This window comes from Acinetobacter sp. Colony158, assembly GCF_019264745.1.
GTDB lineage: Bacteria > Pseudomonadota > Gammaproteobacteria > Pseudomonadales > Moraxellaceae > Acinetobacter > Acinetobacter ursingii.
Map to the genome: position 1 here is coordinate 12,454 of NZ_CP078523.1, position 12,187 is coordinate 24,640.

Below are 12,187 nucleotides of genomic sequence, written 5' to 3' on the forward strand. Positions count from 1 at the left end.
ATTTAGAACAATTCATGGCACATGATGGTGCCAGAAAATTTCATTATATTCGCCAAATTATCAGTCAGGTCTCAGGACTAGATGAAAACCATCCTCAATTTTGCCTTGTGTGCTAAGTGTCGTTGCACCATGTATGATGCTGATTATTGCCAGCAACAATGTTCCAACACCGCTACAAAATATTTCTCAGATGGACTCACAGCAATTACTTCAACATCTCATGACGTTCTCTCTGGCTGGTTTACAAGCCATTAAGCAAAATCAGCCATAAGTAACCGATATTTTTAATTCATGTGAAGCCTTTAGTAGGCTTACAAACTATTTTTGGTCGTTAACATGGACTTTTAATGCTTCCATCTTTCGACTCAATTGTTGTATCAAGATTGAGAAATTCTGGAAAGTTGACGACGTTGCCCTGCACAAAGCGCCAGTGTTAAAGGCTGAATACCCTTTTCATGAATCGGAATAAACACTAACTCTTTATTTGCAACCGCTGTGTAAACATCCAGATAACTTAAAATTGCAATGCCCATATTTCTTTTTAACATGGAAATCATAAGACGAATATCATTGGTCAGGGTTTGATGTATAGGCACGATATGCTGCTTTTTATACATAGCCATCACTCGCTCATGAATAATTAAAGGAGCATCTGCCATGATATGACGACTTTCAAAGGTATCCGCCAGTGTGAGTTTGGACTGGGTAGCAAGAGCATGATCTGGACTCATGACAAAACCGATTGGAATTTCAATGAAAGATAAAACATCAAGTTGAGTATGAATGATAGGATCTAAAATCAAACCAAAATCGATTTCGGTGTTGATAATTTTTTGAATAATCACTTTACTTTCATGGGTATGAATATTGAAGCTAATCCACGGATATTGCTGCTGTAAATCGGCCAAGGATTCAATCACAAAGCCGTCACTTAAAGCAGAAATCAATCCTAATTCGATGGAACCACGCTTTAGCCCCTGTATCTCATCAAAACGAATACGGGTTTGCTGAAATTCTTTTTTCCAACGTAATAAATCTGAATAAAGTAATTCGCCTGCGAGCGTTAGTTTTAAACCATTGGGCAAACGTTCAAAAGTGCAATATCTAATTGTTCTTCAGCAAGCGTTATTTGGCGGTGCACAGCTGACACTGAAATAAAAAGCTGTTCTGCCGCTTTGTGTAAATTTTCGGTTTCAGCCACCACCAAAAAGTACTCAGCAAAGCGTGAAAATGGGACGTTCATCAATGTCATGGCCTAGCAAATGCATCACGTTTAAGATCATTCTGTTTTTTAGAACAGTTTATACAAATCATTCTAATAGATAATATACAGCATCTATTCAATACTGCATCCAATCTCAACAAAATTATCTACAAGGTGCAGCCATGAATGCCATCCCAGTGATCAATTTAATCAATAAACCCTGCAATAGCCAATTCGAAGATCGGGATTGGGAAATTCTTTCTCAACATTGGTATCCAGTAGCTCGCATTGAAGATGTTTCAACTCAACCGCAACAAGTGACATTGTTAGATGTCAAAATGGCATTGTATAAAACTGAATCTGGCGACATCCATCTGGTACGGGATATTTGCCCACATCGTGGTGTTCCTTTAACAAAAGGATGGGTGGAAGGTGAAGAAATTGTGTGTCCTTATCATGGTTTACGCTATAACGCAGCAGGCCAATGTACAAAAATACCTGCGCAGCCAGAGCTGATCAAGATTTCAGATCGCTTTCGTCTAAGCAAATTTCCTGTTGTGCAAAAATATGGTCTGATCTGGACCAGCATCCAAAACCACGATGTCGAATCTGCTCATTTCCCAGTGCTTGATACATGGAAGATCCAGCTCATCAAGCCATTTTACCACCTTATGTAGATATCGCAGGTTCGAGTGGTCGTCAGCTTGAAGGATTTATTGATGTGGCACATTTTGCATGGGTACATCACGAAGCTTTTGCGAGCCGTGAAAATCCTGTCGTTCCTAAATATTCAACTATCAAAACAGATTATGGCCTCCAAACAGAATATGTCAGCGATGTAAGTAACTACCGCACGGTTTGCAGCATTTAGCTCCTGAAGGTTTTTTATGGAAACGTGTGTTTGATGTTTATCCACCATTTTCGGCCATATTAACTGTACATTTTCCTCATGATGGAATCCTCAAGATTTTAAATGCTTGCTGTCCAATGTCTCATAATAAAACTCGTTTATTTGTACCACTCACCCGTAATTTTGATACAACAGGTGATTTACAAGCTGTGTACGACTTTAATGCACAAATTTTTACAGAGGATCAAGACATGGTGGAAGCACAAAAGCCTGAAGAATTACCGCTTGATTTGATGATGGAAGCACATTTTGAAGCCGATCGCTCTTCAACGATGTATCGTCGTATCTTGGTGGACTTAGGCTTGAGTAAACGCTATACAGTATGATGTATAGCTTAGGCTTTAACTCGACAGCCTATGCTTAAGATACCTCGGGTTGTGATCATTCCATTATTCAAAGTGCTAAAAACATAAAAAACTTGTCAAAACTTTACAATGCAGTTTTAACTAGTTGGAGATAAAAATGACCACCAGTTTGCAGACTGGTACAATCAGTTACTTTTTTTAAATATGGAGGGGTGGATGAACCGAAAATTATTAACAGCGGAAGGCTATCAACGTTTGCAACATGAGTTAAATCATCTGGTGCGCAAAGAACGACCTGAAATTACTAGTATTGTGTCTTGGGCAGCCAGTCTCGGCGATCGGTCTGAAAACGCAGACTACCACTACAATAAAAGAAAGTTAAGAGAAATTGATCGTCGAATCAGATACTTAACCAAACTTTTTGAGGTTGCGCACAAAGTTGAATATAGTCCCGAACAAGACGGTAAAGCATATTTTGGTGCATGGGTGGCGTTAGAAAATGATGACGGAGAAACCATTCAGTTTCGTATTGTCGGCGATGAAGAAATTTATGGTCGCAAAGATTACATTTCCCTTCAGTCACCTATGGCAAAAGCCTGTTTAGGAAAAAGCATCGATGATGAAGTACAGGTCTTAACCCCTTCTGGCAAGAAAAACTGGTATATCATTGGGATCAGTTACTCAGATCCATCTGCATGAATCTCATACCAGCCCTTTAAAAAAAGCCAACTGGTTTGGTTTTGCGCCGACGATGCTCTTTAAGTGAAATTTCATGATCTCCACCAACTAAAACACAACATTGTCTTTACAAGAATTAGCATTTTATCCGTGATTTCAACATGTAGAAATTATATAAATACATCTCTTTTTTAAATCATTAACTTAGCAATTGGTCGGTATGTTTTTTATGCAAAATATTTGACATTTAGATTCAAGGTGACTATTATTCGCCCTGACTTACATTTGGTCATTTTTTAAACTATGTAGTATTTCTACATAGTGTCAGTTTTTCTATAGTCATTTTTTGAATGACGTCATGACTGCCCACCCTCTTGGATTTACCAACTTGTTGAAAATCTGGAAGCATTTTGTCTGGATTTTTAGGGCGTAAATTATCTGTAGCGGAGACAACATGCACAGTAGTTCAACCACTGGATCGAGGCTTGGCCTAAATTCACTATTTCCTTCCATCCCATTTAGAGCCTTAGCGCTAAGCACCGCCCTCATTCCTTTTCATAGTATTAATGCGGGTAAAACACATCAATATAATGATGTCTTAAATAGCAGTACACTCACCGTTGTCGCAGTTGAATCTCCCACGACTGTATTCAAAGAAGGTCAGTTTTTACATGGTTTTGGCTACGACCTTACCAGACAGTATGCAAAAAGTTTAAATGTTAAGCTGAATTTTAAAACTGTGAAAGACAATGCGACCGCCTTAAATATGGTTGCACAAGGTAAAGCAAACTTTGCCATGACTACTGCAACTTTTAAAACGGTCGAAAATAAGCATTTGATTTCATTTTCAGCCAGTTGCGGTGACGACACCAATTTGGCCAAAAATGGTTTAAATACTCAACTGAATTGGGTATTTAAATATGCCGATGATCCACTTTCACAAACAGCCAGTGGATTTATTTGTCAAAGCAAACAAAACGGTATTACCGGCCAATTAGCGTCATTTTATAATCGCAACGTGGTTACACCTGAATCGTGGCCCACCATTAAACGTGATTTAGATAATCGCTTACCGATCTATAAGGCAAGTTTCAAGAAAACTGCTGAAAAGTATGATTTGGACTGGCAACTACTGGCTGCAATTGGTTATCAGGAATCGTATTTGAAACCTAATTCAGTTTCACCTACAGGTGTCCGTGGGCTGATGATGCTCACCAACAATACCGCACGGGCGATGGGTGTAACCGATCGTGTTGATCCAGCACAAAGTATTCAAGGTGGCGCTAAATATTATGATCTGATGCTCAGTCAATATCAGGATATCCCCTACCCAGACCGTAACTGGTATGCCTTAGTGGCTTATAACATGGGGCCAGGTGCCGTTAGTCAGATCCAGAAGCGTTTACAAAACCAAGGTAAAAACCCAAATAACTGGGTCGTTTTTATGATTATTTAAATCGTAATAAAGCCAGTAATGGTCGTTATCGTCAGGCTGTACAGTATGTCACTCGCATTCGAGCCTATGTAGAGCACATTAAAACCAGTGAACGCTGGATTGATGTTTAATATTTGGATTTATCTTAAAGTCTGTTGCTGTTTAGAAAAAAAGCTTAGTCCAGACGGACTAAGCTTTTTTATACCGCACTATTATGCTGTTTGTTCAAGCACTTTTTTGAACAAAGTTTTTTGTTCCTGACTCGGTTTAGCAGTCTGCAATGCCATCAATTGAGACATATCACCCTGTACTTTAATTTTACCCGTCATAAATGCCTGCATAGCTGCAGCCATATCAAACTCTAGAAACACTTTACGAAGAGTTTCAGCATCCATATTCAACGTTGTTTTTGCATTTGATGACAAACCCTTTTGAATTTTTCCGCCATCTAAAGCTAATTCGGTGTTGCCAGTAGAATCGGTAACAACAAGATTAATTGCCAAATTCGCCAATGCTGGTGGTAAATTTAAGTCACCTGCCTCAGCAGTTAATTGGTCGACAGTAGAAAACCAGTCATCAGTTAAAAATGCAGGCATGTTTTTTCCTCAAATATATTTGTTCAATTCCTTGTGTTGACTAAATCAAGCATAGACAACATCATTTTGAAGCAATTTGCTTGTGCATTGTTATAGCACGTTCTTTTTATTTTGAGCTAACCTTTTTTGTACGCACCATTCATTTCTGATTATTTTCAAACTCATTGTGTAAAAAAATGCTAACTTATAAGTAAGTTAGCATTTAAATGGCTTATTCAGCGGCAAAACTCAGATTAACAACATCCAGTTTTTTCTTGATTTCTTCAGGGTCTTTAAAATCCAATTCGCGTTGTGAATCAAGTACTTCAAAATCAAACAATTCTCGATCTGCCAATTGTGATGGTGAGACATTTTGCAAAGCACCAAAGATACTGTGTAGGCGTTTTGGATACTGTTTGTCCCATTCACGTAACATGTCGTTCAACATGGCACGTTGCAGGTTTTCCTGAGAACCGCACAAATTACATGGGATAATTGGGAACTGACGCATTTCGGCATATTTGATGATGTCTTTTTCTTCAACATACGCCAAAGGACGAATCAAAATATTTTTTTTATCTGAAGATAAAAGTTTGGGTGGCATCGCCTTCAGACTACCGCCATGAAACAGGTTTAAAAAGAAAGTCGCAATAATATCATCACGATGATGTCCAAGCGCAACTTTGGTCGCCCCTATTTCCTGAGCAAAACCATAAAGCGAACCACGACGTAACCGTGAGCAAACGGCACAATACGTTTTACCCTCAGGGGTTAAACGCTTGGTAATGGTATAGGTGTCTTTTTCCAAAATGTAATAGGGAATATGATTTTCTTCCATATAACGTGGCAAAACATCTTCTGGAAAACCCGGCTGTTTCTGGTCCAAATTTACTGCAACGATATCAAAATTAATCGGCGCGATACGTTTAAACTGCAATAAAATATCCAGCAAAGTGTAGCTGTCTTTGCCACCAGACACACACACCATGACTTTATCGCCATCCTCAATCATCTTAAAGTCACGAATCGCATGACCGACCTGACGGCGAAGCTTTTTGAGCAAACGATAATATGCTGAACTGGTTGGCAGCTCAGGTTTAAAATTAAATCCCTGATCGGACTCAACTGGCGAGTACATAGACACACGTTACCATAAGAAAAATACCGCATAATTTTATCCGATTCATCCATGAAGCGCACCTAAAGAATTTTAATTTCTCTGCTTTGTCATTTTTAAGATTTATACTGGTCAGCTTTAAAGAAAAAATTAAGCCTGATTGAGTAAGATTTGGTCAAGATGCTTATATTTTGGACTTTTCCACAGTTTTCCACAAAACCTGTGGATAAAATTGTGGATTTCTTTAGGCTTGACAAAGTATTGTGATGTGAAAATAAGGCTTTTGTTTAAATTGATCATTTTTTAATCAATTATTTTTATTTATATTTTTCAACATTTTAAACATGTCAAGCAGACTTTTCTAAAATATTTTTTAATTTTTTTTTGATGAAGATTCAGACAAAAAAACTTGATTTTATTTGTCAAACAGCTTTAAAAAAACTAACATCAAATCTAGCCAATTTACTTTTTTTGTTAAACTAGATTACGTGACGTTACACATTTTGATACAGCGAATAATATACAATGAAAAAGAGTGTGCATTTTTCTTTACATTTTATTTTGGGGTCAGTCGTTACAGCCATAATGACTGTAGCTACGCATGCTGGACAAATTTACATTTATAAGGATAGAGAGGGCGGCACCTTACTCACCAATCGAAAAAGTTCAGATCGCTCACTGACAAAAATTAAAGCCACGTATTATCCAGACAGTAATATTCATTCTTATCGCAACTGGGGCAACTCTGAAGCCGCCGTTTTACCAAGCTATAGTAAAAATAAGAATGCATTTGATCAAATTATTCGTCAGGCGGCTCAACAGCATGGTATTTCTGAAGGTTTGATTAAAGCCGTCATGCATACTGAGTCTGGTTTTAATACCAATGCCCGCTCACCTGTAGGTGCACAAGGTTTAATGCAACTGATGCCTGCGACAGCAAAGCGTTTTAATGTGTCTAATGTTTATGATCCCTACGAAAATATTTTTGGCGGTGCCAAATATTTAAGCTGGTTGCTGAAACGCTTTAATGGCAATACTCAACTCGCATTGGCAGCGTATAATGCGGGCGAAGGTAATGTCGATAAATATGGTGGCATTCCCCCTTTTCGTGAAACACAAGACTATGTGCACCGTGTGACCAGTCGCTTTAACAATCTTTACGCCTCAGGCGTGAGTAATAGTTCGACGACCACACCAGCGCCTCAAATTATCGCCCAGTCTGCCAATTATAATAGCTCGGCGACAGCCGTTAATCCGCGTACCGACAACCCAACTAAATATAGTCGTCAGGTTATTTCTGTGTCGAATAACAGTTTTACCGATGCCCCAGGCACCTATGTGACTGATAATGCGACAGCATCTGCTAGAATTCATATTTCAAATTAGAGAGTTAGGCCACATACAATAGTTAACTTAAAAATTCCTTAAATAAAATAATAGGTCTTGAATTTTTAAGAAAAGCCCCTCATATTTAGCCTAATGATTTTAGGATCATGCTGTATTTTATTTTAATACCCTAAAAGAGGATTTACTCAATGATGCGGATTGGTTTGTTTTTGCTAACCAACCTCGCGGTACTGGTTGTAGCTGGCATTATTTTGTCACTCTTCGGTGTCGGTAGTTACCATGGCGCGGGTGGCTTAAATCTAGGCAACCTCTTGGTCATCTGTTTTGTGTTTGGTATGGTTGGCTCTCTCGTTTCACTGTTCATGTCTAAATGGATGGCGAAAAAAACCACAGGCACAGAATTGATCGATCCGAATGCTCCACGTAATCAGGCGGAAGCATGGTTATTGCAAACTGTTGCAGAACTTTCGCAACGTGCAGGCATTCAAATGCCCGAAGTGGGAATTTTCCCCTCTTACCAGTCCAATGCATTTGCGACCGGCTGGAACAAAAACGACGCGCTTGTATCTGTGTCAAGTGGTTTGCTTGAACGGATGAATAAAGACGAATTACGTGCAGTACTGGCTCATGAGATTGGTCACGTTGCCAATGGTGATATGGTCACGCTTGCTCTGATTCAAGGTGTCGTCAACGCCTTCGTGATGTTCTTTGCGCGCGTGATTGGTGATTTTATCGATCGTAACGTATTTGGTCGTCAAGACGGCGAAGCGCCAGGCATGGGTTATTTTGTCGTGACCATTGTACTGGATATCGTGTTTGGTATTTTGGCTTCAACAATTGTGCTATGGTTTTCACGCCAACGCGAATACCGTGCCGATGAAGCAGGTGCACGTTTAGCAGGTAAACAAGCCATGATCTCTGCATTGTTACGCCTACAAGCTGAATCTGAACTGCCTGATCAAATGCCAAAAGAAATGAAAGCATTTGCGATTGCTGAAGGTAAAGAACAAGGCTTTAGTTTAGCCGCATTGTTTCATACTCATCCGAGCATTGAACAACGTGTTGCTGCGTTACAACAGTTAAATTGTCCATAAATTAATGAAGCAATGAAAAGAGAAATGCTAGTCCTGATTGACTGGCATTTTTTATTGATGGGATCACAATCACTGACGACCTTGATACAGTGACCAAATATAATGCGTTCCCATCCACAGACCCGCAACTAAGAATATTAGAAAAATCAGTCCAATCAAATCTGGTAAGTGCAACCAAATCCAGCTCACCACAGGATTTCGCCAAAATGCAGACTGTTGCTGTTTTCTTTCCAGCGCTTCATGCAGATACGGGTGTATCAGATGTGATTGACTTTGAATTTGGTATTCTTCACGAATATGTTCATGTACGATATCCAGTGCCTTACGACTCGGGCGAATAAAAATATCAAATAATGTTCCTGCGACTGGAATACAGCCTACCACCGCATCCATCGCAGCCAATTTTATTACTGGATTCAACTTATGTTGCGGTACGCCAATTTGCCTGGCTTTGTAAATGGCATAACAAGTCAGCGCAAATCCTGCTGCATCGCCAGCAAAAGGAATTGTACTTAGGGCGGCATCTGCTCCTACGCCTTGCTTGGTAAAAGGAATACGCACCACGCTATCCATCATATTGGCGAACTTGGCCAAATCGCGCTCTAGCTTAATGACTTCGTGTTCTGTTAATTTTTTTTGTTCCGTCATAAAAACTCTAAATCAAATGGATTGAAGTAGTTTAATGCATTCCAGTATTTTTGTTCTGACTTTCATCAAGGGTCTGGTGATCTTTCACAGATGTTGCGACTAGGAATGAAATGTCAGTAGATCGTAATTCTCTAGATGTTCACTTGATTCAACAACTGAGCAGCAATAAATAAATAAATGATCACTCCTGTTGCATCACAAATCGAAGTGACCAATGGAGCGGAAGCACTGGCTGGATCTAAACCGAGTTTATCTAAAATAAAAGGCAAACTCATTCCAATGATACTACCAATCAAGACAATGCCGATCATGCTTAAAATGAGCACTAATGCGACCATCGTATCGCCACGAATATAGCCTAATATCGCGACTGCAATCGCCATGGTAATTCCTAATCCTAAGGCGACCAGACATTCTCGACCAAGCAATTTAAACCAATCTTTCATGACCACGTCACCCGTGGCTAAAGCACGAACCATCAAAGTTGCCGATTGCGAGCCTGCGTTCCCTCCACTTCCAACCAGTAATGGCAAGAAAAAAACCAATACAATATTAGATTGAATCACCGATTCAAAATGTGAAATCCCTAACCCTGATAACAAACTGCCAAAGACCAGAATCACCAGCCAAAATACTCTTTTACGATAAAGTAAGAAAAGAGATGCTTCCTTGATATTCAAACTGGGGGCTGAAGCCTCTACCCCACCTACTTTTAAAAAGTCCTCACTGGCTTCTTCACTGGCGACATCCATGGCATCGTCATAAGTTACAATACCCAACAAAGTCCCTTGATGGTCAATCACTGGAAGTGCAATTAAGTCATAATGCGCGATTTTCTTAGCAACTTCATCTTGATCATCATCCACATAGGCACTAATTACATCGGTATTCATTAACTCTCGAATCAACTGTTGTAAGGGCGCTAAAACCAGTTCATGCAATGACACTACCCCGATCAGATGACGTTTTTCATCAATAATATAAGATTCATAAATGGTTTCCGCATCAGGTGCCTGTAACCTGATCGTCTGCATCGCCTCTGCAACAGTCATGTCCTGATTTAGTGTGACATATTCTGAGCTCATGATTGCGCCAGCGGTTTCCTCCTGATAAGTCGAAAGACGGCGTATATCTTCGCGTTGTGCTTGCGCCAAAGCGGGCAGTAAAGCTTGTTGTTCTTGAGAATCCAGACGTTTGAATAAATCGGTGCGCTTATCTGAGGGCATTTCAGATACGATTTCAGCTAAACTCGTTCGTGAAAACTCATGTACCAACTTAGCTTGATAAGCAGGATCAATTTTGGCAAAGATTTTCGCGCGGCGCGGTAAGTGTTCTAAAAGCTGACAACTGAATTGTGCTGGCATGTGTTCTAACACTTCGGCAATATCTGCCTTTTTCATGCCCGCAACCAGTGTAATAGCTCGCTCAATATCAAATTGAGTCATCGCTTCGTAGACTTGAGACAAAAGCGCAGCATTCATGATCGACCCTCAAAAACTGAAGCAGTGCTTCAAACTTCATCTGTTTATGCTTATAAAGTATGCGTAGACACGAATAAAAATTAGACTATTCTGTCTGGCTTAATTTTATTTTTTACCTGAATTAATCGATCGAATACATATCAAAAAGGTAACGATGACTTGAACGGCTATCAAATTTTCTATCAAGATTCAGCGGTTCAATTTTTGGTTTTGTTTTTCATCAGATAATCTTTTTGATTTCATCGTTTAGCTGGCTGGTATTTAAACATAGAGCGAATCACGACATATATCAATGGAATGAATAGAAGAACCAGAATCGTGCCGAATAACACCCCACCAAAAACACTATAACCAATGGCCTGACGGCTGAGCGCACCTGCGCCCGTAGAAAACATCAACGGTACCACACCTGCACCAAAAGCCAGTGAAGTCATGAGAATAGGACGTAAGCGCAAACCCGCAGATTTTAAGGCGGCATCAATTGCACTGGCACCCTGCTCTTGCAAGTTCGCGGCAAACTCCACCATCAAAATCGCGTTTTTACAAGACAAGCCAATTGTGGTCAGTAAAGCAATTTGAAAATAAATATCATTGGCAAAGTTAAACCAATAACTAAACAGAATGGTTCCGCCAATGCCTAATGGAATCGCCATCATCACCACGGTTGGAATCGACCAACTTTCATAGAGCGCAGCCAAGCATAAAAAGATAAATGCAATCGAAATGATATATAGCCAAATCGCCTGATGACTCGATTGTAATTCTTGATATGAAAGCCCACTCCATGCCAAACCGATATCTGGCATATCAGCAACCATTTGGCTGATATGCTGCATTGCCTGACCTGTACTAGAACCATTGGCGGCATCGGCTTCTAGTTCGATCGCAGGATACCCCATAAACCGCTCCAACAAAGGCGGTGCACCTTGCCATTGCACAGCACTAAACTGATTAAACGGGATCATTTGACCTTGGGTATTTTTGACAAACCAGTAACTTAAGTCTTCAGGTTTAGAACGATAAGGGGCATCACCTTGCAAATAAACCCGTTTGATACGACCACGATCAATAAAGTCATTGATATAAGTTCCACTCCATGCAGTCGATAAAGTTCGATTAATATCATTGACATTGACACCATTTGCCATCGCAATCCGATGATCAATTTTAATGTTTAATACTGCCTGATCATCATTACCTTTTTTATCAAGATTGCTGACTTGTTGACTCTTTGCACTTTGCTGTTGCAGATTTTGAAAACTAGCAATCAGTTTGTCACGCCCCAAACCTTTCACATCCTGTATCCAGAAATCCACTTTATCTGAATTCCCCAAACCACGAATCACTGACGGCATTAAGACATTAATTCGTGCCTGATTATTTTTTGAAAAAT

The 12,187-nt window shown here is 39.7% G+C and carries 8 protein-coding genes and 4 pseudogenes (1 of these 12 cut by a window edge); 6 read left to right on the top strand and 6 right to left on the bottom strand.

The window, feature by feature from the left end; all coding sequences use genetic code 11:
* Positions 1–271 (top strand): annotated as a pseudogene (locus tag JR005_RS00060) (CerR family C-terminal domain-containing protein) (it extends 361 nt beyond the left edge of the window).
* A 47-nt stretch (positions 272–318) separates the two neighbouring features.
* On the opposite strand, the pseudogene JR005_RS00065 reads toward JR005_RS00060, so the two are convergent.
* Positions 319–1,243: pseudogene (locus JR005_RS00065) on the bottom strand (LysR family transcriptional regulator).
* Positions 1,244–1,386: 143 nt separating this feature from the next.
* On the opposite strand from JR005_RS00065, the pseudogene JR005_RS00070 reads away from it, so the two are divergent.
* The 3 genes and pseudogenes from JR005_RS00070 to JR005_RS00080 all read left to right on the top strand — a co-directional run bounded on the left by JR005_RS00070 (position 1,387) and on the right by JR005_RS00080 (position 4,663).
* A pseudogene (locus JR005_RS00070) lies at positions 1,387–2,440 on the top strand (Rieske 2Fe-2S domain-containing protein).
* Positions 2,441–2,635: 195 nt separating this feature from the next.
* Positions 2,636–3,118, top strand: a complete 483-nt coding sequence (gene greB, locus JR005_RS00075; protein ID WP_218665351.1) for a transcription elongation factor GreB — start codon at positions 2,636–2,638, stop codon at positions 3,116–3,118.
* Between the two features lie 433 nt (positions 3,119–3,551).
* A pseudogene (locus JR005_RS00080) lies at positions 3,552–4,663 on the top strand (transglycosylase SLT domain-containing protein).
* Positions 4,664–4,744: 81 nt separating this feature from the next.
* Here JR005_RS00080 and JR005_RS00085 read toward each other — a convergent pair.
* Both JR005_RS00085 and ttcA read right to left on the bottom strand, forming a co-directional pair.
* On the bottom strand, positions 4,745–5,128 hold the full coding sequence (locus JR005_RS00085; RefSeq protein WP_004990135.1) for an SCP2 sterol-binding domain-containing protein: 384 nt from the start codon (positions 5,126–5,128) through the stop codon (positions 4,745–4,747).
* Positions 5,129–5,339: 211 nt separating this feature from the next.
* Positions 5,340–6,245, bottom strand: coding sequence for a tRNA 2-thiocytidine(32) synthetase TtcA (ttcA, locus tag JR005_RS00090; protein WP_004990137.1), 906 nt, complete (start codon positions 6,243–6,245; stop codon positions 5,340–5,342).
* A 504-nt stretch (positions 6,246–6,749) separates the two neighbouring features.
* Here ttcA and JR005_RS00095 point away from each other — a divergent pair.
* Positions 6,750–7,610, top strand: coding sequence for a lytic transglycosylase domain-containing protein (locus JR005_RS00095; protein ID WP_218665344.1), 861 nt, complete (start codon positions 6,750–6,752; stop codon positions 7,608–7,610).
* A 149-nt stretch (positions 7,611–7,759) separates the two neighbouring features.
* Positions 7,760–8,665: a protease HtpX gene (htpX, locus tag JR005_RS00100; protein ID WP_004990141.1), complete on the top strand. Its 906-nt coding sequence runs from the start codon at positions 7,760–7,762 to the stop codon at positions 8,663–8,665.
* A gap of 69 nt (positions 8,666–8,734) precedes the next feature.
* Here the strand turns inward: htpX and JR005_RS00105 are convergent, their stop codons facing one another.
* The 3 genes from JR005_RS00105 to JR005_RS00115 form a co-directional block, all read right to left on the bottom strand.
* Positions 8,735–9,313, bottom strand: a complete 579-nt coding sequence (locus JR005_RS00105) for a DUF4112 domain-containing protein (RefSeq protein ID WP_218665352.1) — start codon at positions 9,311–9,313, stop codon at positions 8,735–8,737.
* Positions 9,314–9,444: 131 nt separating this feature from the next.
* The gene (gene mgtE / locus JR005_RS00110; protein ID WP_218665345.1) at positions 9,445–10,794 is read right to left on the bottom strand and encodes a magnesium transporter; all 1,350 of its coding nucleotides are present in this window, start codon (positions 10,792–10,794) and stop codon (positions 9,445–9,447) included.
* 239 nt (positions 10,795–11,033) lie between these two features.
* On the bottom strand, positions 11,034–12,187 hold a 1,154-nt coding region (locus tag JR005_RS00115), incomplete at its 5' end, for an efflux RND transporter permease subunit (RefSeq protein WP_218665353.1).

Excerpts from the sequence above, each read along its gene's own strand:
- ttcA (WP_004990137.1), bottom strand. The coding sequence starts at position 6,245 with ATGTACTCGCCAGTTGAGTCCGATCAGGGATTTAATTTTAAACCTGAG.
- JR005_RS00105 (WP_218665352.1), bottom strand. The coding sequence starts at position 9,313 with ATGACGGAACAAAAAAAATTAACAGAACACGAAGTCATTAAGCTAGAG.
- JR005_RS00095 (WP_218665344.1), top strand. The coding sequence starts at position 6,750 with ATGAAAAAGAGTGTGCATTTTTCTTTACATTTTATTTTGGGGTCAGTC.
- greB (WP_218665351.1), top strand. The coding sequence starts at position 2,636 with ATGAACCGAAAATTATTAACAGCGGAAGGCTATCAACGTTTGCAACAT.
- mgtE (WP_218665345.1), bottom strand. The coding sequence starts at position 10,794 with ATGAATGCTGCGCTTTTGTCTCAAGTCTACGAAGCGATGACTCAATTT.
- htpX (WP_004990141.1), top strand. The coding sequence starts at position 7,760 with ATGATGCGGATTGGTTTGTTTTTGCTAACCAACCTCGCGGTACTGGTT.
- JR005_RS00085 (WP_004990135.1), bottom strand. The coding sequence starts at position 5,128 with ATGCCTGCATTTTTAACTGATGACTGGTTTTCTACTGTCGACCAATTA.